This is a genomic window from Stenotrophomonas sp. BIGb0135, from assembly GCF_024810105.1.
In the GTDB taxonomy this organism is placed as follows: Bacteria; Pseudomonadota; Gammaproteobacteria; order Xanthomonadales; family Xanthomonadaceae; genus Stenotrophomonas; species Stenotrophomonas maltophilia_AB.
Genome location: NZ_JANUDX010000003.1, coordinates 144,527 through 169,167 on the forward strand (window position 1 = coordinate 144,527; position 24,641 = coordinate 169,167).

Annotated in this window: 16 protein-coding genes; 8 read left to right on the forward strand and 8 right to left on the reverse strand. The window is 67.6% G+C overall.

The genetic code is table 11. The features are described from left to right. The first annotated feature begins 188 nt into the window (after positions 1–188). From M2421_RS08475 to M2421_RS08490, 4 genes are all read left to right on the forward strand, one after another. On the forward strand, positions 189–2,990 hold the full coding sequence (locus M2421_RS08475; RefSeq protein WP_259205766.1) for a TonB-dependent receptor: 2,802 nt from the start codon (positions 189–191) through the stop codon (positions 2,988–2,990). A 478-nt stretch (positions 2,991–3,468) separates the two neighbouring features. Beyond that, positions 3,469–6,369 carry a TonB-dependent receptor gene (locus M2421_RS08480; RefSeq protein ID WP_259205767.1) on the forward strand — a complete coding sequence of 967 codons (2,901 nt, stop codon included), beginning with the start codon at positions 3,469–3,471 and terminating at the stop codon, positions 6,367–6,369. Between the two features lie 111 nt (positions 6,370–6,480). Further along, positions 6,481–8,478: a prolyl oligopeptidase family serine peptidase gene (locus M2421_RS08485; protein WP_259205770.1), complete on the forward strand. Its 1,998-nt coding sequence runs from the start codon at positions 6,481–6,483 to the stop codon at positions 8,476–8,478. 141 nt (positions 8,479–8,619) lie between these two features. Next, the gene (locus M2421_RS08490) at positions 8,620–9,450 is read left to right on the forward strand and encodes an SEL1-like repeat protein (protein ID WP_259205772.1); all 831 of its coding nucleotides are present in this window, start codon (positions 8,620–8,622) and stop codon (positions 9,448–9,450) included. 30 nt (positions 9,451–9,480) lie between these two features. Here the strand turns inward: M2421_RS08490 and M2421_RS08495 are convergent, their stop codons facing one another. Then, positions 9,481–11,079 carry an NAD(P)/FAD-dependent oxidoreductase gene (locus M2421_RS08495; RefSeq protein WP_259205773.1) on the reverse strand — a complete coding sequence of 533 codons (1,599 nt, stop codon included), beginning with the start codon at positions 11,077–11,079 and terminating at the stop codon, positions 9,481–9,483. Between the two features lie 229 nt (positions 11,080–11,308). On the opposite strand from M2421_RS08495, the gene M2421_RS08500 reads away from it, so the two are divergent. Further along, entirely contained in the window at positions 11,309–13,420 is a 2,112-nt protein-coding gene (locus tag M2421_RS08500; RefSeq protein ID WP_259205775.1) for a M13-type metalloendopeptidase, read from the forward strand. A 141-nt stretch (positions 13,421–13,561) separates the two neighbouring features. Beyond that, complete coding sequence (locus M2421_RS08505) at positions 13,562–15,571, forward strand: M13 family metallopeptidase (protein WP_259205776.1); 2,010 nt, start codon at positions 13,562–13,564, stop codon at positions 15,569–15,571. Between the two features lie 88 nt (positions 15,572–15,659). Here M2421_RS08505 and M2421_RS08510 read toward each other — a convergent pair whose 3' ends face one another. The 7 genes from M2421_RS08510 to M2421_RS08540 all read right to left on the reverse strand — a co-directional run bounded on the left by M2421_RS08510 (position 15,660) and on the right by M2421_RS08540 (position 22,844). Further along, on the reverse strand, positions 15,660–17,321 hold the full coding sequence (locus tag M2421_RS08510; protein ID WP_259205778.1) for an SDR family oxidoreductase: 1,662 nt from the start codon (positions 17,319–17,321) through the stop codon (positions 15,660–15,662). 47 nt (positions 17,322–17,368) lie between these two features. Then, on the reverse strand, positions 17,369–18,040 hold the full coding sequence (locus M2421_RS08515; protein ID WP_259205779.1) for a rhomboid family intramembrane serine protease: 672 nt from the start codon (positions 18,038–18,040) through the stop codon (positions 17,369–17,371). 43 nt (positions 18,041–18,083) lie between these two features. Further along, on the reverse strand, positions 18,084–18,449 hold the full coding sequence (locus M2421_RS08520) for an MGMT family protein (RefSeq protein ID WP_259205781.1): 366 nt from the start codon (positions 18,447–18,449) through the stop codon (positions 18,084–18,086). Then, the gene (locus M2421_RS08525; protein WP_259205782.1) at positions 18,446–19,366 is read right to left on the reverse strand and encodes a DMT family transporter; all 921 of its coding nucleotides are present in this window, start codon (positions 19,364–19,366) and stop codon (positions 18,446–18,448) included. The genes M2421_RS08520 and M2421_RS08525 overlap by 4 nt, the downstream gene beginning before the upstream one ends. 118 nt (positions 19,367–19,484) lie before the next feature. Then, positions 19,485–20,846, reverse strand: a complete 1,362-nt coding sequence (gorA, locus tag M2421_RS08530) for a glutathione-disulfide reductase (RefSeq protein WP_259205784.1) — start codon at positions 20,844–20,846, stop codon at positions 19,485–19,487. A gap of 140 nt (positions 20,847–20,986) precedes the next feature. Next, the gene (locus M2421_RS08535) at positions 20,987–22,216 is read right to left on the reverse strand and encodes a DUF418 domain-containing protein (RefSeq protein ID WP_259205786.1); all 1,230 of its coding nucleotides are present in this window, start codon (positions 22,214–22,216) and stop codon (positions 20,987–20,989) included. A gap of 148 nt (positions 22,217–22,364) precedes the next feature. Beyond that, entirely contained in the window at positions 22,365–22,844 is a 480-nt protein-coding gene (locus M2421_RS08540) for a peptidylprolyl isomerase (RefSeq protein WP_259205787.1), read from the reverse strand. Positions 22,845–22,954: 110 nt separating this feature from the next. Here M2421_RS08540 and M2421_RS08545 point away from each other — a divergent pair, with 110 nt between their 5' ends. Both M2421_RS08545 and M2421_RS08550 read left to right on the forward strand, forming a co-directional pair. Next, positions 22,955–23,494 (forward strand): C40 family peptidase, encoded by a 540-nt coding sequence (locus M2421_RS08545; RefSeq protein WP_259206512.1) that lies wholly within the window; start codon positions 22,955–22,957, stop codon positions 23,492–23,494. A gap of 218 nt (positions 23,495–23,712) precedes the next feature. Further along, positions 23,713–24,402 (forward strand): C40 family peptidase, encoded by a 690-nt coding sequence (locus M2421_RS08550; RefSeq protein WP_259206513.1) that lies wholly within the window; start codon positions 23,713–23,715, stop codon positions 24,400–24,402. The last annotated feature ends 239 nt before the right edge of the window (positions 24,403–24,641 follow it).

Consider the following 24,641-nt stretch of genomic DNA (forward strand, 5'->3'; position numbering starts at 1 on the left):
ACGGCACGAATAGCCAAACATCATACAACCTTGACCAACGCTGACTGGAAATCGCAATTGCTAGCAATCCATGCAATTTTCGTTAAGTTCATGTTAGGTTCGAGTGGCACTACGTTCAGCGTTTTCCGCGCATTGCGGGAGGGAATCTTGGCGTGGGTGCGTTCTCGTTTCTGCACTTTGGACTATTGATGACTTACAGCTCTACCGCACGTCGCAACACGCTCGCCGCTGCACTGTTCTCCGCCCTGATCGCCACCGCAGCCGCTCCGGCCATGGCACAGGAAAAGGCCACGACGCTCGACAAGGTCACCGTCACCGGCTCGCTGATTCCGCAGACCGATCTCGAAACCCAGACCCCGGTGATGTCGATCACCGCCGAGGACATCCAGACCCGCGGCTTCACCAGCGTCGCCGAGGTGCTGCAGCAGTCCTCGCTGACCACCGGTGGCCTGCAGGGCGGCCAGACCTCCGCCTCGTTCACCCAGGGCGCTGAAGCGGCCGGCATGTTCGGCCTGAACCCGGGGTACACCAAGTACCTGATCAACGGTCGCCCGATGATGTCCTACCCGGCGCTGTACAACGGCGGCGACACGTTCAACAACATCAGCGGCATCCCGATCGACATCGTCGAGCGCATCGAAGTCCTGCCGGGCGGCCAGTCGTCGCTGTACGGCTCGGACGCGATCGCCGGCGTGGTCAACATCATCCTCAAGGAACGCATGGACGGTGGCACCGTCACCGTGCGTGGCGGCAGCTACACCGAAGGCGGCGGCAACAGCGTGCGCCTGAGCGCCGCGCATGGCTTCAGCGCGTTCGACGACCGCTTCAACGCACTGGTCAACGTGCAGATCGAGTCGAGCAACCCGATCTGGGGCTACCAGCGCGACCTCACCCGCACCACCAACGCCAACGGCTACACCGCGCAGGTGCCGGGCAATGACTTCGCGGTCATCGATGCCGATACCAACCGCCTGTACATGATGGACCCGAGCAACTGCGCCAGCGTCGCCGGCCAGTTCGGTGGCACCACCGTGATGGGCACGCGCGCATCCGGCCTGTCCTGCGGCTCGGTGTATGGCGCCGGCTACAAGACCGTCAAGAACGGCAAGGACAGCGGCCAGTTCTATTCCGCGCTGACCTTCGACGTCAACGACAACCTGCAGCTGTTCGCCGACCTGCTCTACAGCAAGGAAAAGACCGAGTACACCTCCGGTTCGAACTACCTGTGGTGGGGCACCAAGAGCACCATGGGCGGCTTCTACGACCAGTCCTCGGGCAAGGTGGTCAACCTGCAGCGCGCCTTCGCACCGGAAGACATCGGTGGCCAGGGCTACAACGACGTGCTCAACAGCGACGAGAGCCGCTCCTACCAGGTCACCCTGGGCGCCAAGGGCGCGGCCGGCAACTGGGACTACAGCGCCAGCTTCACCCGCGGTGAGTACAAGCTCACCGAAAACAAGTTCATGCGTTGGCAGGACCCGATCAACAACTACTTCGCCGAACACGTGCTGGGCCCGAGCCTGGGCACCAACGAAGACGGCTGGGACATCTACAACCCGAACTGGGGCGCGTTCTACTCGGCGATCTCGCCGGAAGATTTCGCCAGCTTCACCGGCTACGCGCACAACCGCAGCCGCACCTGGCAGAACCTGGCGCGCGCGCAGGTCACCAACGGCTCGCTGTTCACGCTGCCGGGCGGCGATGCCGGCTTTGCAGTCGTCGTCGAAGGCGGCAGCGAAGGCTGGGACTACTCGCCCGACCAGCGCGTGCTCGATGGCCAGGCGTGGGGTTCGTCGGCCGTGGCCGGCAATGGCCACCGCAGCAACTACGCGGTGACCTCCGAGCTGCGCATGCCGGTGCTGGAACAGCTCACCGTGACCGCCTCCGGTCGCTATGACGCGTTCAAGATCGCCGACAACACCGTCGACAAGGCCACCTACAGCCTGGGCCTGGAATACCGTCCGCTGCAGAGCCTGCTGGTCCGCGGCAAGTACGGCACCGCCTTCCGCGCGCCGACCCTGTCCGATGCCTTCCAGGGCACCAGCGGCTACTACGCCAACAACTCGACCGACTACTACCGTTGCGGCCAGTTGGGCTATGCGCCGGGCAACACCGCCGACTGCCGTTACGACAACAGCGTCTCGGTGTACTCCGAGCGCGCCGGCAACCCGGACCTGGAGCCGATCACCGCCGATGTGTGGAACGCCGGCCTGGTCTGGGCCCCGATGGCGAACCTGTCGATCTCGGCCGATTACTACAACTGGAAGATCGAGAACGAGGTCGACACGGCCAGCACCGACCAGCTGCTGCTGGCCGAGTACTACTGCCGCAACAGCCTGCCCAACGCCGCCTCGGCCACCTGCCAGAACGTGGCCGACTGGGTGGTGCGTGACGCCGCCGGCAACCTGAGCAGCCTGTACACGCCGAAGATGAACGTGGCTCGCCAGAACCTGCAGGCCGTCACCGTCGGCTTCAAGTACCTGCAGGACATCGGCCGTTTCGGTGCGCTGCAGTTCTCGGGCAACTACACCAACATGCTCAAGCGTGAAGTGCAGTCCGAGCCGGGCGAGGACTTCCAGGACCTGCTGGGCAACCCGGTGGCGATGTGGAACTACGACAACTACGCCAAGGTGCGCAGCGATGCCGCCGTGGCCTGGTCGCTCGGCAGGTTCACCACCACCGCCTACGCCAACTACGTGGGCAAGACCCCGAACTACCTGGCCGGCCTGAATGGCTACGACTACGTGCACACCGCGTCGGGCAAGGCCGCAGGCAAGTGGGGCTCGTACACCACCTACAACCTGAGCGTGAACTATCGCGCCCAGGATGACCTGACCCTGTCGCTGATGGTCAACAACGTGTTCAACAAGATGCCCGAAGGCCAGGCATACAGCTACCCGGGTACCTCCGGCACGCCGTACAACAGCGCCTTCTACAGCATCTACGGGCGCGCCGTGTATGCGCAGATGAAGTACGACTTCGGCAAGTAATCGCCGCCGTCGCGCACGACGAAAGGCCCCGCTTCGGCGGGGCCTTTTTTTGTGCCGCACGCCGGCCGCGGACCCGGGCGAAGGGGGCAGGACCGCCCTTATTCCGATTTGTTCTTAGCCAGGAAAATGAACGCCCCGTGTATGGCCCGGACTGTCCCCAGCGCCAGTCCGGGACACCGCGAGCGGTCACCGGGGATGGTTGCAAGCGCAACTAAATTCCTTGCAATCAATCACTTGCGAATATTTCAGCGCAAACCCAACGGCAGCAAGGCGGTTTGCCGATCGTGTCTTTATGACGCGGTGATGAACAGTTGACAGCGCAAGTTAAGCTCGTGTTAACTTCGAGTCATCGGCTTGTGAAGCTGATTACAGGGGGCAGCGGTACGGGCCCGTCGGGAGCAAAAAGGTGTCCGGTTCGGCCAAGAAGGCCTGCTCACCGTCACCTGGCGCACAGAACTGATTTCAAGGGGAACTATTCATGGCAAATCGCACGCTGCTCAGCCGCAACCCGCTGAGCTTTGCGCTGGCATCGGCGCTGGTCGTTTCGGCCGTCGCTCCGGCGTTCGCACAGGAAGCCGGCAACGAGGCCGGTGGCAAGAACGCCACCAACCTGGACCGCGTCTCCGTGGTCGGTTCGCGCATCAAGCGCTCGGACGTCGAAGGCCCGGCGCCGGTGACCGTGATCACCCGCACCGACATCGACCGCGAAGGCTTCCAGACCGTCGGCGACATGCTGCAGACGCTGACCCAGAACACCACCTCCTCGTTCACCGGCGACCTGGCCGTGACCGGCTTCACCCCCAACGCGCAGGTGGTCAACCTGCGTAACCTGGGCCCGGGCTACACCCTGACCCTGGTCAACGGCCGCCGTCCGGCGCAGTACCCGCAGCCGTACAACCGCGACAACAACGTCGCCAACATCAACTCGATCCCGAGCAGCATCGTCGAGCGCGTGGAAGTACTGACCGGTGGCGCCTCGGCCATTTACGGTTCCGACGCCGTCGCCGGCGTGGTCAACATCGTGCTGCGCGAGCATTACGACGGCAACCTGGTCCGTCTGACCACCGGCACCACCGCTGAAGGCGGCGGTGACACGGTCAACCTGGAACTGACCGGCGGCCGTACCGGCGATCGTTGGAGCGCGGTGTGGGCCCTGCAGTACAGCGACCGCGAGGCGGTCTACGCCAACCAGCGCGAGTGGCTGTCCGACCTGCGTGAAGGCCCGCTGGGCAAGACCGCCAACCCGGGCCTGTCGCTGATCGCGATCCGCGGCCTGACCTCGGCCAACGGTGCCGTCAACCAGAATGCCTACTACCCGGGCCAGGCCAAGTGCGACGCCCTGGGCTTCACCACGGTCACCACCGCCGCGCGCGGCACCTACTGCGGCTCGTACGACAGCAACGCGGCGCGCTCGATCTCCAACCAGCGCCAGTTCTACTCGGCGTACGGCTACGGCACCTTCGACTTCACCGACACCACCCAGGGCTGGGCCAGCGTCAACTACTACACCACCAGCGCCAAGGCCAGCGCCGGCACGGAGTTCTGGGGCACCTCGGGCGACAAGTTCAACATCCTGTCCAACGGCGCCACCAGCGCGTACTACTACGATGCCGGCCTGCGCGACATCGTGCAGCTGCAGCGCGTCTTCACCGCCGCCGAGCTGGGTGGCAACGATGCGGCCAGCACCAAGTACGACGAGTACACCTACGACTTCGCCGCCGGCGTGCGTGGCACCATCGCCGACCGCTTCGACTGGGAAGCCACCGGTGGCTACGGCTACTACAACTACAAGATGGACCGCCCGCGCCTGCTCGCGCAGTCGGTGCATGACTACTTCCTGGGCCCGGTCCTGGGCTACAGCAACGCCGGTGGCACCGGTGCGGGCGTCTACCCGATCCACCGCCTGAACCTGGATCGCTGGTCCTCGCCGATCACCCCGGAGATCTACCAGTCGTTCGCGACCCGCGTGATCAACCGCTCCGAGACCAGCGTGGCCAACGCCGCGTTCAACATCAGCGGCGACCTGTTCGAACTGCCGGCCGGCGCCGTTGGCTTCGCGAGCGTGCTGGAGTGGAACCGCCAGAAGATGGACATGGTGAGCGACCCGCGCACCGACCAGCTGCGCCCGATCGACGGCCAGACCATCTACAACCTGACCAGCTCCGGTGAAACCCACGGTACCCGCGACCGCTACGCGGTGGGCGCCGAGTTCCGCGTGCCGATCTTCAGCAGCCTCAACGCCAATGCCGCGGCGCGCTACGACAAGTACGACGACATCTCCTCGGTCGACGCGTCCACCACGTACAACCTGGGCCTGGAATGGCGTCCGTTCAGCAACCTGCTGGTGCGTGGCAGCTACGCCACCAGCTTCCGTGCGCCGGACATGCAGCTGATCTACGCCGGCGGTGCCGCGTCCTACACCACCGAGCTGGATGAGTACGCCTGCCGTTCCGGTACCGGTCCGGGCGCTGCCCAGGGCCCGCGTACCCGCACCCAGTGCAACACCCCGACCTCCGATCCGACCAAGTACTCGGTGCAGACCCTGGTGGCCGGCAACCCGAACCTGACCGAAGAGAAGGGCAAGTCGTGGGGCGCAGGCTTCGTGTGGGACATCACCGATGGCATGTCGCTGACGGTTGACTACTACCGCATCCGCCTGGAAGACGCAGCTGCCCAGCTCAGCAACGACTACCTGCTGCGCGCCGAAGCGGCGTGCCGCCTGGGCACCGCCAGCGACGGTCGCTCGGTGCCGAGTGCCTCGGTCTGCGAAAACGTGCTTGGCCTGATCACCCGCACCAACCTGCCCGGCTCGCCGGACGACGGCCGCATCCAGCGCATCAACAACGCCTACATCAACACCGCGCTGCAGGACACCAGCGGTATCGATGCAAGCTACAAGTACACGCTGGACACCGATCGCTGGGGCCGCTTCAACGTTGACCTGGGTTACTCGCTGACCCTGACCAACAAGTACCAGCAGACCGCCGACGACGAGCTGATCGACTACCGCGACCTGCCGCCGGAGTACTTCAACCCCGAGCGCAGCCGCGCCCGCGGCAGCCTGACCTGGACCAAGGGCGACTGGGCCACCACCGTGTTCGGTACCCGTTACGGCTCGGCCTTCAGCTATGCCGAAGCCGACGGCACCAACGCCGCCGGCGGTGTCTACTCGCGTCGCCTGGAACCGTACTTCCTGTGGAACCTGAGCGTCGGCAAGAAGTTCGGCGAGAACGTGCTGGCGACCTTCCAGGTGGTCAACGTGTTCGACAACCAGTACCGCAAGGACAACAGCAACACGACGTACCCGTTCTACGACCCGTTCATCGGCGCCGATCCGCTCGGCCGTCGCTTCTACGTGAGCCTGCAGTACAAGTTCTGATCCTCGCTGCATGAGGTAAGGACGCATCGGAAAGCCCGGGTTTGAACCGGGCTTTCCTTTTTTTTGGAACCCGGCCGTTTCCACCGCCGGCCAGGACAAGGAACCTCGATCATGAAGATGACCTCGCTGCTGGCTCCGCTGGCGCTCGCGCTCGCCGCCGCGTTGCCCGCCACTGCCTTCGCCGCCCCCGCAGGCGCGACGGCCGCCTATTCCATCGAAGACTTCGCCAAGCACGCCAGCTACAGCTCGGCCAAGATCTCGCCCAACGGCGATTACCTCGCCATCAGCGTGGACCTGGGCGACCAGGACGTGCTGACCATCCTGCGCACCAGCGACCTGAAAGTACTCAAGGTCAACCAGCTGCCCGACAAGAAGAGCGTGGGCAGCTTCTACTGGATTTCGCCCGAACGGCTGATGTTCAACGCGGTCAAGAAGCAGGGTGGCTATGCCCAGCCCTTCCCGACCGGTGAGTGGTTCGCGGTCAATGCCGACGGCAGCCTGGCCCGCCCGGTGATCTTCTACGGCACCCGCGACGCGACCCAGCGCGGCAAGAGCGTGGGCAACGAGTCCTACTCACTGCTGGACACGCTGCGCGGCGACGACCAGAACGTGATCATGCAGGTGCGCTACCCGCGCTCGTCCGAAGGTGCCGGCACCCAGGTGGTCAGCGTGGACACCATCAGCGGCCGACGTACCCCGATGGCGCGTGCGCCGAAGGAAAACTGCGATATCGCACTGGATGCGGCCAAGGAGCCCCGCTTTGCGGTGTGCAGTTCCAGCCGCGATGAAAGCGGCGAGTACGATGAGCGCAGCGAGCTGTATCGCCGCGATGGCACCAACTGGACGCTGATCAACGCGTCCAAGGCCGATGGCCAGCACCTGCGCGTGCTGCGCACCACCGCCGACGGCACCGTGTACGCCGAGCAGGACGATGGCAAGGCACCGCCTGCGGTCGGCACGCTGGATACCGCCAGCGGGCAGTTCCACCGCATCTTCCAGGACCCGGTCACCGACGTGTCGCAGCTGATGTGGAGCACCGATGACACGCGCCTGATCGGCGTGGTCAACCAGGCTGGCTCGCCCAAGGTCACCCTGGTCGATGAGGAACACCCGGATGCGGCGCTGTACCAGTCGCTGAGCGAGGCCTTCCCCAACCAGATGGTGCAGTTCTCCAGCTATACCGAAGACGGCAAGAAGATCCTGGTCTCGGTCTACAGCGACACCAACCCCGGCGAGCTGTACCTGTTCGACCGTGCCACCGGCCAGGCCCGCTTCCTGCTGCAGAGCCGCGATTGGCTCGATGCCAAGCGCATGGCCACGGTCAGGCCGTTCACCGTCAAAGCGCGCGACGGCCGCCAGCTCTACGGCTACCTGACCGTGCCCAAGGGCGCGGAAGGCAAGCCGCTGCCGATGATCGTCAACCCGCACGGCGGCCCGATCGGCCCGCGCGACAACTGGGGCTTCAACCCGGAAGCACAGCTGCTGGCCAGCCGCGGCTATGCAGTGCTGCAGGTCAATTTCCGCGGCTCGGGCGGGTTCGGCAAGGGCTTCGAGGAGGCCGGCCACCGGCAATGGGCCGACGGCATCCAGAACGACATCCTCGACGCGACCCACTGGGCGATCGACCAGGGCGTGGCCGACAAGGACCGCCTGTGCATCTACGGCGGCAGCTTCGGCGGTTACTCGGCGCTGATGGCGCCGATCCGTGAGCCGGGCCTGTTCAAGTGTGCCTTCGGTTACGTGGGCGTCTACGACGTGGATATGTTGTTTACCAAGGGCGACATCCCGCAGCGCGAGTCGGGCCTGCGCTACCTGCGCCGCACCCATGGCGTGGATCCGGCCGAACGTGCCAAGGCGTCGCCGGCCAGGCGTGCTGCCGAAGTCCGCATCCCGGTGTACCTGGCCGCTGGCGCACGCGACATGCGCGCCGTCCCCGAACAGACCGAACTGATGGCCAAGGCGCTGACCGAGGCAGGCAATGCGCCGGAAGGCGTGATCATCCAGTCCGGCGAGATGCACGGTTTTTACGGGGTGCCGGCGCGGGTCAACCTGTACACCAAGATGCTGGAGTTCTTTGACCGCCATATCGGAACCGCGCGCACGCGCTGAGTAGAATGCGAGGGCGGGTGGCCTTGCAGCCGCCCGCCCTGCCGTTTGGCCTAGTGACCTACGCCGCATGCCTCCGGCCCATGCACGGATGGAGCATGTCACCCAAGGTTTTCCGCATGGGACGATCAAGGAACGATGCACATGAACGCACCACGCTATCTCGGGGCCGCACTGGCCGTCGTGCTGCTGCTGCCCGGCATGGCCCAGGCCGCCTCACCGGCGACCAAGGCCAAGGCTGCCGCCGCCGCGCCCAGCGACCCCACCGACGATCCGGTGATGATCACCGCCGGCTTCCTCAACGGCCACCCGGACCTGCGCTTCCGCATGCTCGGGATGGAAAAGCTGCGCGGCAACGATCCGGCGGCCGCCTTCGGTTTCTTCCAGCGTGCCGGCTTCTACTCGGACAAGGTGTCCCAGGCGATGGTGGCCGAGATGCTCTGGAACGGTACCGGCACCGCGGCCAACAAGCCGTTGGCGTATGCCTGGATGGACCTGGCCGCCGAACGTGGCTACAAGGGCTTCATCGAGCTGCGCGAACGTTACTGGGCGGCGCTGGATGCGGCCGGCCAGACGCAGGCGATCGCCGAAGGCGAGGCGGTCTATGCGCGCTTCGGCGATGACGCGGCCATGCCGCGCCTGAACCAGGCGATGCGCCGCGAACGGCGCCGCATGACCGGCAGCCGCACCGGCTTCGCCAGCAACGTGAAGATATTCGTGCCCGGCCCCAACGGCGTGGACGAGCAGATCGACGGCTCCAAGTTCTACGACGAGCGTTACTGGGATCCGGACAAGTACCGCCAGTACCAGGACAGCATCTGGATGACCCCGCGCGTCGGCCGCGTCGATGTCGGCACGGTCAGCACGGTTCCGGCCGATCCGGGCCGCAGTTCGCGCATTCCCGATGTGGCACCGCAGGCCGATGCGCTCGAGCCGCAGACCGAAGACATCCAGCCCAAGGTTGACCACAAGTAATCCCGGCACCGCCGCCGGTGAGCGGCCACCTCAGCCGCGCAGGATCACCTGCGCGGCATTGTGCCCCGGCGCACCGGTCACCCCGCCACCGGGATGGCTGCCGGACCCGCACAGGTACAGCCCCGGCAGCGCGCCGCGATAATCGGCTTGGCCCAGCATCGGGCGGGCGCTGAACAGCTGGTTGAGGCTGAGCGCGCCGTGGAAGATGTCGCCGCCGACCAGGCCGAAAATGCGCTCCAGGTCCAGCGGGCTGAGCACCTGCCTGCCCAGCACCGAGGCCGAGAAGCCCGGCGCATGCTGCTCCACCGTGGCGAACATCAGGTCGGCCACCTCCTCGCGATGATCATCCCAGTGGCGGCCGCCCGGCAGCTGCGGCGCCACGTGCTGGCAGAACAGGCTGGCCACGTGCTGGCCGGGCGGTGCCAGCGAGTCGTCCAGCGTGCTGGGGATGAGCATCTCCACGATCGGCTGGCGCGACCAGCCGTGGGTGCGTGCATCCACCCAGGCGCGGTCCATGTAGTCCAGCGAGGGCGCGATGATGATCCCGGCGGTGAGATGGTCGCCGGGCCCGGGCAGGCAGCGGAAGTCCGGCAGGCGCGACAGCGCCACGTTCATGCGGAAGGTCCCCGAACCACACCGCCAGTTCGCCATCCGCTCGCGCGTGGCCGCGGGCACTTCGCCAGCGCCGAGCAGCTGTTCGTAGAGCAGCTTGGGGTTGAGGTTGGAGACCACCGCACGCGCGGTGATCCGTTCACCCTGCAGTGTTTCCACCCCGACCGCGCGCCCGCCCTCCACCAGCACCCGGCGCACTCCGGCATCGGTGCGGATCTGCGCGCCGGCGGCCATCGCCGAACGCGCCATCGCCTGGGTGATCGCGCCCATGCCACCGATTGCATGGCCCCATGCGCCCTTGACCCCGTTGCTCTGGCCGAAGGCATGGTGCAGCAGCACGTACGCGGTGCCCGGCGCATATGGACTGGCGTAGTTGCCGACCACGCCGTCGAAGCCGAACAGGGCCTTGATCGGCTCGCTGTCGAACCAGCGGTCCAGGTATTCGGCGGCCGAGATGGTGAACAGGTCCAGCAGTTCCTGGCGCAGCGCCGGCGCCAGCGCATGCAACCGCCGCCCGAGCTGCCCTGCCCGCCACAGCTGCGGCAGCATCTGCAGCCAGTGGCCGTCGCCGACGTTGGGCGGCGCCTGCAGGGCCACCGCGCGCAGCACGTCGGCGAACACCTCCAAGCGCTGCTCGTACAAGGGCAGTTGCCGGGCGTCGTGGGCCGAGAAGCGTTGCAGCTCGGCCTGGGTCAGCGCGCCGCCGGCGAGCAGGTACTGGTCATCGGGCAGCGGCAGGAAGTTGTTGATCCGGCGCGGCACGACCCGCAGCCCATGCGCGGCCAGGTCCAGCTCGGCGATCACCTTGGGCTGCAGCAGCGAGACCGTGTAGGACGCCACCGAGTTGCGGAACCCGGGATGGAATTCCTCGGTGACGGCCGCGCCGCCCACCACGCCGCGCCGCTCCAGCACCAGCACGCGCTTGCCGGCACGCGCCAGATAGGCGGCGCACACCAGGCCATTGTGCCCGGCACCGATGATCACCGCGTCCCACGGCTGCGCAGAAGAGTTCGCCATGCCCGCTGTATACACCGCCGCAGCCGGGCGTGTCGCCGGCCGGGCCGGGCTTTGCTGCGGCAGCCGGCCCACCGTGCCGGATCGGGCCGACGGTGGCACGCAGGCCGCGCTTGCCATCGGCCATGACCTTCGACACCCTTGCCGGTCGAGCCAGCGGCGTATCGTCTGGCCCACGGCTCCCCGGTGGGGGGCCATCCCCGATGCATTCCAGGCCTGGAGGCCAACCCACGTGATCCGCAATCCCAAGATCGTCCTGCTGACCCTGGCCGTTTCGGCCGCGCTGGTCGGCTGCGGCAAGACCGACACCCCGGCGAAGGACGGCGCGGCCTCCACCGCTGCCCCGGCCACCACCGCTGCCGCCACCGAGTACAAGCTCGACGAGAGCAAGCTGCCGGCCTACAACGCCTTCCACCCGTCCGACCTGGACACCAGCCTGGACGCCTGCGGCGCCTTCGGTGACTACGTCAACAGCAAGTGGCTGGCCGCCAATGCGATCCCGGCCGACCGCACCAGCTGGGGCGCCTTCACCATCCTGGACGAGCGCTCGGTCGCCGTGCAGCACCAGCTCGCCGAGCAGGTCGCGGCGGTCAAGAACCCGAACGGCATCGAAAAGATCGTCGGCGACTTCTGGGCCACCGGCATGGATGAAGCCAAGATCAATGCCCAGGGCATCGAGCCGATCAAGGCCGACCTGACCGCCATCGACGGCCTGCAGAGCAAGGACGCCGTCGCCGCCTACCTGCGCACCAGCGCCGCCAAGGGCGACAACGTGCTGTTCGGGTTCGGTCCGGAAGCGGACTTCAAGAACTCCAGCATGAACATGGCCTACGCCAGCCAGGGCGGCCTGGGCCTGCCGGACACCACGTACTACACCGACGCCAAGAACGCCGACAAGCTCAAGGCCTACCAGGCCCACGTGGCCAAGGTGCTGGAACTGTCGGGCGTGGCCACGGCCGACGCGGAGAAGCAGGCCGCCGACGTGGTGAAGTTTGAAACCCGCCTGGCCAAGGCCTCCAAGTCCAGCGTCGAGCTGTCGCGCGATGTCTCGCTGTTCTACAACCCGGTCACCGTGGCCGATGCGGACAAGCTGACCCCGAACTTCAGCTGGACCGAGTTCTTCAAGGCGCAGGGCATCGCGACCCCGGAGACGTTCTCGCTGGCCATCCCCTCCTTCCACCAGGAAGTGAGCAAGGCGCTGGGCGACACCGACCCGTCGGTGTGGCGCGCCTACCTGCGCTTCCACACCGTGGACGGCGCCTCGCCGTACCTGGCCGATGCCTTCGTCAACGAGAACTACAACTTCTACGGCAAGACCCTCAACGGCCAGAAGGAACAGAAGCCGCGTTGGAAGCGCGTGCTGGGCACGATCGAAAACGATGCCGGCGATGCCTTCGGCCAGCTGTACGTCAAGGTCGCCTTCTCGCCCGAAGCCAAGGCCAAGATGGAAGAACTGGTCAAGAACCTCGCCGCTGCGCTCAAGGAGCGGATCCAGGGCCTGACCTGGATGAGCGACGAGACCAAGGCCAAGGCGATCGCCAAGTGGGAAACCTTCACCCCGAAGATCGGCTACCCGGACAAGTGGCGTGACTGGAACGGCCTGAGCACCGGTCGCGACAGCTACTTCGGCAACGTGCGCGCGGCCAACGAGTTCAACTACAAGTTCGCCCTGTCCAAGATCGGCAAGCCGGTGGACAAGACGGAGTGGGGCATGACCCCGCAGACGGTCAACGCCTACTACAACCCGCTGCAGAACGAGATCGTGTTCCCGGCCGCCATCCTGCAGCCGCCGTTCTTCGATCCCAAGGCGGACGACGCGCTCAACTACGGCGGCATCGGTGCGGTCATCGGCCACGAAATGACCCACGGTTACGATGACCAGGGCAGCCGTTTCGGGCCGACCGGCAACTTCGAGAACTGGTGGAACGAGGCGGACACCAAGAACTTCAGCGGCCTGACCGGCAAGCTGGTCAAGCAGTTCGACGGTTACAAGGTGGACGGCCAGGCCGTCAACGGCAAGCTGACCCTGGGCGAGAACATCGCCGACCTGGGCGGCCTGGCCACCGCCTACGACGCGCTGCAGAAGGCGTCGGCCGGCAAGGAAGACCCGAAGGTCGACGGCTTCAGCCGCGACCAGCGCTTCTTCTTCAACTGGGCCACCGTGTGGCGCACCAAGTACACCCCGGAGAACGCCAAGGTCCGCCTGGCCACCGATCCGCACGCACCGGCGCAGTTCCGCGCGATGGGCGCGCCGTCGAACCTGCCGACCTTCGCCGCCGCCTTCCAGTGCAAGGCCGGCTCGCCGATGGTCCGCGCTGGCGACCAGCAGGTGGTCATCTGGTAAACCATCGCGCCAACGCGTGATGTGATGCAGGCAAAGGCCCGGGATATCCCGGGCCTTTGTTGTTTGGGGCCGACGCCATCACGCTCGTTTCGCTTTGCTTGGTACACTCGCGCGATCCCAATCCCGCTGGATTCGCTTTACATGTCCAACCTCCGTCCGCTCGCCATCGCCCTGGGCCTGAGCCTGGCCTCCCTGGTCATCGCACACGATGCGCATGCCGCGCCGAAGAAGAAGGCCGCACGCGCGCCGGCCGTCAGCGCGCAGTGCAGCGACTTCTACGAGGCCACCAACGCCACCTGGCTCAAGGCCAACCCGGTACCGCAGACCGGCGCCACCACGGCGCTGGGCCAACTGGCCGAGCGGACCCGCCAGCAACAGCGTGAACTGCTGGATGCGTCGATGAAGGCGCCGCAGGGCAACGTGCAGAAACTGCTCGGCGACTTCTGGGCCAGCGGCCTGGACGAAGCGGCGGTGGAAGCCGATGGCTCCAACCCGATCGCCCCGCTGCTGACCCGCATCAATGCCATCAAGAAGGCCAAGGATGTCCCGGCGTCGATCGCCGCGCTGCACCAGGTCGGCATCCCGGTCGCGTTCAACTTCGCCCCGGATGTGGACCTGAAGGCGCTCGACCGCCACATCGGTTACTTCATGCAGGGCGGCATGGGCCTGCCGGACCCGGCGTTCTACACCCGCACCGATGCCGACACTGTCGCGCTGATGGGCCGCTACCGCAATTACGTCAAGCAGATCCTGGCCCTCACCGGCACCCCGGCGGCCAAGCTGGATGAAGAGTCGCAGGCGGTGATCGCGCTGGAGACCGAGCTGGCGCGCAACGCGCAGTCGCTGGCCGGGATCAACAACCCGTTCAACAACTACGCCCCGATCTCCACCAAGGACCTCAACAGCCGCTACCGCAACCTGCAGCTGGATGCGTTCCTGAAGGTCCAGGGCGTCAACGACGACCTGGTCTCGCTGGCCGACCCGGCGCTGTTCAAGCAGCTCGACGGCATGGTCACCCGGATCAAGCCGGACCAGTGGAAGGCCTACCTGCGCTGGCGCGTGGGCGATGCCATGGCACCGTACCTGTCCAAGGCCTACCGCGATGCCGAGTTCGAGTTCCGTGGCCGCGTGATCCGTGGCGAGACCATCGCGCCGGCGCGCTGGGAGCAGACCCTGGATGCGATCAATGTCGCCGCCGGCCCGATGCTCGGCCGCGAGTACGCCAGCAAGTTCCTGTCGGCCGACGACCGCCGCCAGGCCGCGGTGATCGTGGACAAGATCCGCGAAGTGCAGATCGATGCGGTCAAGCGCAGCACCTGGCTGAGCGCCGAGGCCAAGACCGAAGCCCAGGCCAAGCTGGCCGCGCTGAAGATCGAGATCGGCACCCCGCTGCGCGACCTGGACTACAGCGTGCAGCCGATGGGCCGTGGCAGCTTCGGCGGCAACATGCTGATCGCCTCCACCTGGCGCCACCGCGAGGAAATGAAGCGGATCGGCAAGGGCAACGCCGACCGTCGCTGGGACGTGCTGCCGCAGCAGCCGGCGCTGGCCTACGACATCGCGCAGAACCGCCTGATCGTCACCGCCGCGGTGCTGCAGGGCCCGGTGTTCAACGCCAAGGCCGATACCGCCGACAAGTACGGCAGCTTCGGTGCCCTGGTGGCGCATGAGCTCACCCGCGCCATCGATGCCAAGGGCGCGCTGGTGGATGCCAAGGGCGAACTGCGCAGCTGGTGGACCCCGGCCGACAAGACCGCCTGGACCCTGCTCGGCACCCGCGTGGCCAGCCAGTACGGCAGCTACGACTTCCCCGGCATCAAGGGCGCCAAGGTCAACGGCGAACTGACCCGCGAAGAAAACCTGGCCGACGTGGCCGGGCTGGAATTGGCGTGGGAGGCCTACAAGGCGGTGGACCCCAGCGCCAAGCCGGCCACCCAGCAGGGCTTCTTCCGTGCGTGGGCCAGCCTGTGGGCCCAGCAGCTGTCGCCGAACGAGGCTGCGCAGCGGCTGACCGCCGACGTGCTGGCCCCGGGCCGCTGGCGCACCAACGGCGCGCTGTCCAACCTGCCCGCCTTCGGTGCCACCTTCAGCTGCAAGCCGGGCCAGCCGATGCAGCGCGTGGACGCCGAGCAGATCAAGGTCTGGCGCTGAACCTGCGGGACTGAGTGAATCGGAAGGGCGCCCTCGGGCGCCCTTTTCCGTTGTGGAGGGTCGGCCCGTCAGCACGCCGGGCGCGGGGCTATGCGGGATCGGCCTGCAGCGTCCCGCGATACGCGGCGATCAGGCCGACCAGCGGCGCGGCGATTTCCACGTCGAACACGAAGCGACCGTCGCGTTCGGTCTCGAAGGTGCGTCCAGAGGGGAGCAGCGCGGTCGGCAACGGAATGCCCAGGCATGACCAGCGCCGCGCCACCAGGTGCAGGCGGTCCTCCTCCACCACCAGCGCCAGCGCGACATCGACGAGGCCGAAGCGCTCCACCAGCAACCGTGCGTTTCGGCCCTCCCCGCGCCGCTGCCACGAGGAAAACCGTTTGCCGGCGAAGTCGCGGGTCCAGCGCTCGCCACCGCGCTCCGGCGCGAAGGCCACGCTGACCGCCACGTCCGCACCGGCGGGGGGAAACCCGAACACGCCGCCGACGAGCCGCGACAGCAGCCCCGTGCCACGCCGGACCTCGGCCACGCCGCGCCATTGCCGCGCGTGCGCAGCGGCGTGCAGCGCCTGCACCTGCCCGGGCAGCGTGGCGAAGGCCGTGCCCAGCAGGTCCGGGTACAGGCTGGCATCGGGATCGTCGCGACGGAAGCCGGTGAAGATCGAACGGCCGTCGAACAGGCGCTCGTAGTCGGCCAGTTCCAGCGCGTGCGTGGCCGGACGCGCGCCATCGTGCGGGCGCTCGCCCACCAGCAGCTTGCGCACCACCGCCTCGACCGCCATCGAGGGAATGTAGGGGCCGCCGTCGCCCTCGGCCAGCAGATGCCAGCTCTGCACCATCTCGCGGCCGGCGTGGGTGCCGGTGGCGCGCACGTACATGCCGCCCCGATGCTCGCCGAACTTCATCAGGTTGAGCACGGTGTAGAACAGCCGCGACAGGGGCGCCAGCGAAGGCAGCCCGAACCGCGCGCGCGCCTTGACCAGCAGGTTGAGGAGGCGGTGCAGCGCCTCGGGTATCGGCGCCGCACCGATCCAGATATCGGTCATGCCCGGGTACTCCAGCGGCAGTACCTGCAGGTCCGGCACGTCCACCAGCGAGAAATGCAGGTTGCGCAGCGGCACCCTGCCCGGCACGGCCACGGTGAACCGCCGGCTCTCGGCCAGCCCCAGGCCATGCCCGGGCGCGCCATTGCGGCGCAGCTTGACCGGTGCGCCGGCGTAGCCGACCACCGCGCGCATCACATTGAGCCCGATGCCCGCATGCGGCGACGGGGCGATACCGCCCTCGACGGTCACGATGTCCATGTCGCGCGCCATCCGCCGCACCACGGCGGCCGTCAGCACCGGGAAGCTGCTCACCCCGGACAGCACGTACACCCCGGCCGCCTTGGCCTGCGCATCGAAGCGGGCCACGCCGAACACGAAATCGGCGCCGTCGGCGAAATCCAGGTACGGGATGCGTGCGGCGATGCAGGCCTCGATCACGCGATAGGGACGCTCGCCGTACTCCTGGAACGGGCCGGAGGCATCCACCAGCAGGTCCGGCCGTTCTGCCGCGAGTACCGGCTCGACGCGGTCCCGGTCCACCTGCAGCGCGCGCACCGCCGGCATGCCCACGTAACCGGCGCAGAAGGCCGAGGCCGCGTCCAGGCGCCGCCCGCAGATCAGCAGTTCGATGCCGGGCACGTCCGCAAGCAGGCCCGCCAGGCGGCCACCGAACACGCCGTAGCCGCCGAGGATCAGAATTTTCATTGCGGACACATCCTTGTTCCGGGGTCGCGGGCGGCCGGCGGCGGGTGCTAGCGCACGCTCCTGAGGTGGTTCTTGCGCCGCGGGCCACCCGGCGGACGCTTGTTGAACGGCGGTTGCCCGCGCCAGTAGCGGATCAGCAGCCAGCCAAACAGCATGCCGCCGAGGTGCGCGAAGTGGGCGATGCCCGGCTGCCACGAGGTGGCGCCCATCACCAGTTCGGTCAGGCCGATCATGATCACGAAGGTGCGCGCCTTCATCGGAATCGGCGGGAACAGCAGCATGATCCGCTGGTTGGGGAACAGCATGGCGTAGGCCAGCAGCAGCCCGAACACGCCACCGGACGCGCCCAGCACCGGCGCCGGGTCGGCCAGCATCGCGCCCACGCCGAGCTGGCAGAGGCCGGCACCGACGATGCACACCAGGTAGTAGGTCAGGAAACGCTTCTCGCCCCAGGTCTGTTCCAGCGGCGCGCCGAACATGTACAGCGCCAGCATGTTGAACAACAGGTGCATGACGCCACCATGCAGGAAGCCATAGGTCAGCAGCTGCCATACCTGGAAATTGCCGCCGGGCGAGAACGGATCGAAGCCACCGCGCAGCGGCTGCAGCATGAACGGCTCGAAGGTGCCGTAGCCGAGCAGGAACGGCTGCTGCAGCAGGAACAGCACCGCATTGGCGATCAGCAGTGCTTTGGTGACGGTGGGCAATCGCGGAAACATGGGTGCATCCTTTGGAACCATGCCCATCATAGCCGCAGCACCCTCAGTCCGGCCCCCACAGCGCCGCATCCAGCGCGTCGCCGGCGCTGCGCGGCATGTCCTTCACCCGCCCGCGTTCGATCGCCACGCCTTCGGCACGCAGGCGCTGGCTCTGCTCGCGCCAGCCCCGCGACCCCTCGGGCATGGCGATCCGCCCGTCCGAGCGCAGCACCCGGTGCCAGGGCAGGTCCGGGTCCTTGTTCATGCCCAGCACGCGCGCGGTCAGTCGCGCCCGGCCCGGCAGGCCGGCCTTGGCCGCCACCTGTCCGTAGCCCATCACCTGCCCGCGCGGGATGGCGCGGATCACCGCCAGGATGCGTTGGCGCGCCTGCGCGGCGGCGTCTTCGCCGGCGCCGGCGGGCGGGGTCACGCGCGTACGCGGCTGACCAGCAGCACGCCGACCAGCACCAGTGCCGTCCCCAGGATCTGCCAGGGGCCCATGGGTTCGTCGAGCAGCCATAGACTCATCACGATGGTGGATACCGGTCCGAGCATACCCACCTGCGCGGCCAGCGACGAGCCGATCCGCTTCACCGCCAGCATGATCGCCAGCACCGGCAGCACCGTGCACAGCGTGGCATTGACCAGCGACAGCCAGTACACCGGCACCGGCGCCTGCCCCAGCGCGGCCAGCGGGTGCAGCAGCGCGAAATGCAGCACGCACAGCACGCAGGCCACGCAACTGGCGTAGGCGGTCAGGCGGATCGCGCCGATCCGTGCCACCACCTGGCCACTGCCGAACAGGTACAGCGCATAGCTCAGCGCACTGGCCAGCACCAGCGCACTGCCCAGTACGATGCGCCCGCCTTCCATCTGCAGGTCGTGGCCGAAGGCCAGCAGCACGCCCAGGTAGCTCAGCCCCAGCGCGACCAGCTGCCAGCGCCCCGGCCGTTTCTTCAGCAGTACCAGGCTGATCAGCAGCACCAGGGTCGGGTTGAGGTACAGGATCAGCCGTTCCAGGGTCACGCTGATGTACTGCAGGCCCTGGAAATCGAGCAGGCTGGACAGGTAGTAGCCGGTGAAACCCAACCACAGCACGCGACCGCGATCGCCCCACGTCAGCGCCGTGGCGCGCCGTGCCGACCACGCCGCCAGCAGCGCGAACAACGGGAACGCCATCAGCATGCGCAGCGCCAGCAAGGTGGTCGCATCCACGCCATGCCGGTAGGCCAGCTTGACGATGACCGCCTTGCCGGACGCCGCGATGGCGCCGACCGCGGCCAGCGCGATGCCGCCGGCCGCGATGCGGTGCGAGGAGGTGGGGAGCGGGGAAGCAGCAGGCGGCATCGGCACGGCAGACGGCCGCGCGCGGCGGCCGGATCAACGGGGGGAACGGGATTGTCGCATGCTTGGGCGGGGCGATTGCCCCGCCGGGGTGCCACGCGCGGCGCGGCACTCCGCGCCTTCAGCGCATCAGGACCACTTCTTCCGCCGAGGTTGGATGGATCGCCACGGTGTCGTCGAACTGGGCCTTGGTCACGCCCATTTTCACCGCCAGCGCGAAACCCTGCAGGATCTCATCGGCCGATTCGCCGAGCAGATGCACGCCGACCACCCGCTCTTCCTCGCCCACGCAGACCAGCTTGAACAGGCTGCGCTGGGTGCCATCGGAGAGGGCCTGCAGCATGGGGCGGAAGTTGCTGCGGTACACGCGCACGTCGCCGTGTTTCTCGCGTGCTTCTTCCTCGCTCAACCCCACCGCGCCCAGCGCCGGATGCGAGAACACCACGCTGGCCACGTTCTCGTAGTCCATCTTCGCCTGGGGGTTGCCGCCGAACAGGCGATCCATCAGTTTGCGTGCCGCGGCGATGGCGACCGGGGTCAGCCCGACCTTGCCGGCAATGTCGCCCACCGCATGCACGCTGGGCACCGCCGTGGTCTGCCCGTCATCCACCTCCACTTCGCCCTTGTCGCCAACCCCGATTCCCAGCGCTTCCAGGCCCAGGCCGGCGCTGTTGCCGCGCCGGCCGGTGGCGAAGAACAGCTGGTCGAAGGCCGCTTCGTGCGGGCCGTCATGGCCGTAGGCCACCACGCCATCGCCATCGCCATCGCGGCGCAGCTCGCGCAGCCGGTAATCGAAGTGCACCTGCACGCCCTGGTGGCGCAGGTTGTCGGCCAGCTGCGCGGTCAGTTCCGCATCGAAGCGCTCCAGCAGCCGCGACCCGCGCACCAGCAGCGTGACCTTGCTGCCCAGCGCCTGCAGCAGTCCGGCCAGCTCCACGGCGATATAGCCGCCGCCGACGATCGCAACGCGCGCCGGCGCACTGCACAGGTTGAAGAAATCATCGGACACCGCGCCCAGCTCCGCGCCGGGGATGTCCGGCCGCTGCGGGTGCGCACCGGTGGCGATCAGGATGTGCGTGGCGCTGATGCGCACGCCGTCGCTGCACTCCACCGTGTGCGCGTCGACCAGGCGCCCTCGTCGCGGCACGCGCACCACCTTGTTCTCGTCCAGCCGCTTCAGGTAGCTGGCATGGATGTTGGCGATGTAGGCCTGGCGATGCACCACCAGTTCCTTCCAGTCCAGCGCCGGCCGCACCGGGACGTCGAAGCCCATCGCCGCGGCCATGCCGATCCTGCCGGCCAGGTCAGCCGCCAGCCACATCGCCTTCTTCGGCACGCAGCCCACGTTGACGCAGGTACCGCCCAGTTCACCCGGCTCCAGCATCGCCACGCGCTGACCATGCTGGGCGGCGCGGAATGCCGCGGCCAATCCGCCGGAGCCACCGCCCAGCACGATCAGGTCATAGTCGTAATGCTTGCTCATTGGAATCGCTCGACTCGTTAAGGGGCACGATCACGCGCCCATGCAGGGACCGAGCATGCCATGTCCGCTCGCGAGCCAGACGTGATGGCAACGCCACGGTCGGTCCCGGTTCAACGGCCGCAGCGCGCGCCGCGCACTGCTCAGGCGCGCTCGGCCCTGCGCAGCGGCGGCCACTGCAGGTAGGTCATCGCCCGCCACACCCACTCCAGCGGGCCGAAGCGGAACAGGCGCAACCACAGGTGGCTCAGCAGCACCTGCACGGCGAACAGCGCCAGCGCGAACGGCACCTGCCACGCCCGCGACATCTGCTCGAACGCGCCGAGCCCGTAGCCGTAGAACACCCAGGTGCAGACCAGCGATTGGAGGATGTACTGGGTCAACGCCATCCGCCCCATCGGCGCCAGCCAGTGCAGCCCGGCGCGCAGGCGCATGATCCAGCCCAGGTAGCCCAGGCACATCAGCAGCGAGGCCACCGAGGCCAGCGCGAACGCGGCACCGCTGGCCGGGGTGAACGTGCCCGGCGCCAGGTAGGGCTGCCAGATCGCACTGCCCAGCATCACCGCCAGGCCCAGCGGCAACGCGCCCCAGCGCAGCCGGCCGTACAGGCGCGTGAACCGCTCCGGCGTGGCCAGCGCGCCGCTACGCGCGAACCAACTGCCGATCAGGAACATGCCCAGCACTTCCGGCCCCACCACGATGATCGCGCCAACCTGGGTGACGAGGTCGCGCAGGCGCTGCAGCACCGCCTGGCCATAGGTGCCATGTGCATAGGCCTGGCGCTGCAGATCGATGGTCTGCTGCGCGCTGTCGATCGCGGCCTGCACCTGCGCGCCGTCGGGCTGGAGCTGCGCCTCCAGGCCCGTCAGCGCCCCCAGCAGCAGCATCAGCGCTGCCGCGCACAGGTACGTCAGCACGCCCATCACCGGCAACCAGCGCGTGGGCGCTTCGCGGCAGGCCAGCAGCGGCAGCGAGATCAAGGCGTAGACCACCAGGATGTCGCCGGACCACACCAGCAGCGCGTGGCACAGTCCGATCAGCAGCAGGGCCGCGCTGCGGCGCAGGTAGAACGGCGCGAACGCGCGCCGTGCCGCGTCGGCACGCTGGGCCATGATCGCAAAGCCGGCACCGAACAGCAGCGAGAACAGGGTGAAGAACTTGCCCTGCACCAGCACGTAGATGACCGCGTCCGCCGCGTAGTCCAGGCCCTGCCAGTGCGGGTCGATGCCGGTGAAGGACAGGTCCAGCGGCCCGCTGAAGGCTTCCATGTTCATCAGCAGGATGCCGAGCAGGGCGAACCCGCGCAGGATGTCCAGCACCGCAATGCGATCGCCGGTGGCGACCGGCTGCAGGGAAAGGGAAACGGTGTTCACAGGCTATCCGTGGACCAGGCCGGCCATTATGCCGTCGGGCCGGGGCGGTGGCCGATCCCGCGGGCGCGCACATGCAAACGGCCCGCCGAAGCGGGCCGTTGCGTGCTGCGTGTCAGCGGCTAGGCAAGCCCGCTGCGCGGCGCAGGATTCAGTGCTGGTGGCCGCCATCGCCGTGCACGTGGCCGTGCTCCAGCTCTTCGGCGGCGGCAGCACGCACATCCACGATTTCCACGGCGAAGTGCAGGTCCTTGCCGGCCATCGGATGGTTCAGGTCGACGTCGACCACGCTCATGCCGACCTTTTCCACCGTGACCGCGCGCGGCCCGAAGTTGGTCTGCAGTACGACCTGCTGGCCCGGGATCAGCTTGCTGGTGCCGAAGTGCTTCTTCGGCACGCGCTGGGTCAGGCCTTCGCGGCGTTCGCCGTAGGCATCGGCGGCCTTGACGTCCACTTCGAAGCTGGCGCCGGCTTCCTTGTCCATCATGGCGTTTTCCAGGCCCGGGATGATGTTGCCGTGGCCGATCAGGATCGCCAGCGGATCACGGTCCTTGGAGCTCTCGATCGGCTCCTGGCCCTGCTCGGAGACGGTGTAATGGAAACGGACGACGCTGTCTTTTTCGATCTTCATGCGCAACTCTGGCTGGTCGCTGCCGATGGCAGACGGGTGGGGCGGGTTGTCGCCCGCCGGATACGCCGCCATCATGACGGCCTCCTGAGGTGGCGCATTATCCGGACATCATGCAGCTGACGCCAGTTTCGCCCGCATTCCGCCTCATCGCCCGCCTGGCCGCGCTGGCCGCTGTACTCGTGTTGAGCGCCTGCGGCGGCGGCAAGGCCACCCGCCCGACCGCCCCACCCGCCTCGACCCAGGTCTGGCCGACGGTGGCGCCAAACGACCCGCAGGCCGCCAACGCGGTGCTGATGCGCGCCATCGGCCTGGTCGGTACCCCGTACCGCTACGGCGGCAACACGCCCGAGTCGGGCTTTGACTGCAGCGGTCTGGTCGCCTACGTCTACCGGGAAATGCTGGACCTCAAGCTGCCGCGCACCTCGCGCGACCTGGCCGCGGTACAGGGCCCGAAGATCGAGCCGACGCGCCTGGCGCCGGGCGACCTGGTGTTCTTCGGCAGCCGCGGCAGCGTGTCCCACGTGGGCATCTACGTGGGCGAAGGGCGCTTCGTGCACGCCCCGAGCACCGGCGGCACGGTCCGGCTCGACTCGCTCGGCGGGGCCTACTGGAAGGACCACTACACGGGCGCGAAACGCGTTCTACACTAAGATGAACAGGGGCAAGGGCCAAATTTGTGATCGAAATCACACAGTTGTAAACGAAAAATTAACGAAATTTGTACCTAATCACTGTTCTTACACGGCATCATCACCCATCGTTTTTATTCAGTGACCGCCGCGTGACGACAGCCGACCGGAACTACCCAGGCCAGACCGCCGCCCCCAAGCGCAGCACGCGACCCGTTTTCCTCGCCCTTGCGCTCTGCCTGGCCAGCCTGCCGGCCTGGGCACAGACCGCACCGGCCACCGCTGTAGACGCCGCCCCGGCTGGCGCCAGCACCCCCGAATCCTCCGCGGTGGCCAAGCCCAAGGCTGATGGCCCCGCCCGCAGCAAGGCCGACGCCGCTGCCAGCGCCACCCTCGCCGCCCTGCTTCCGCACCTGGCCGCCAACGACACCATCCCCCTCATGGACCGCTCGGCGATGTTCGCCGGTGACCTGAGCCGCCTGCTCGCCAATTACGATGCCAGCACCGGTGCCACCGGCGCGGTGGTCGGCGGCGCTGCCGACAACGGCAAGGTGCAGTCGCTGCTGCGCCGTGCGATGACCCTGCTGGGCACCCCGTACCGCTGGGGCGGCACCTCGCCGGACAGCGGTTTCGACTGCAGCGGCCTGGTCGGCTACGTCTTCCGCACCGCCCTGGGCATCGAGCTGCCGCGCGTCTCGCGTGAAATGGCGCACGATGGCGAAGCCGAGCTGATCAACGACCGCAATGCCCTGGCTGCCGGCGACCTGGTGTTCTTCGGCCGCAAGGGCCGGGTCGACCACGTCGGCATCTACGTTGGCGAAGGCCGCTTCCTGCACGCCCCGAGCACCGGCAAGGACGTCCGCGTGGACAGTCTGGTCACCGGCTACTGGAGCGCCAAGTTCATGCAGGCCCGCCGCGTCGATCTCTGACCGACCGCTGGCACCGTAACGACCGGAAAGCCGCTGCCCTGCAGCGGCTTTTTTCATGGGCCGCCGCCCCACCTGGCCGCCTCGCCATGGCCGCTGCCGCCCCCAACCCGCGTTGTCCCTCATATCGTTTCAGCAGTGACAGCAGAACCAAGTGCCTGCCGGTCCCACCGGGCAGGCCACGGACCCGGACGTGGGGCGGCACGTCCAAGGCTTCCGGACCCGCATCGGACTCCGCCCAT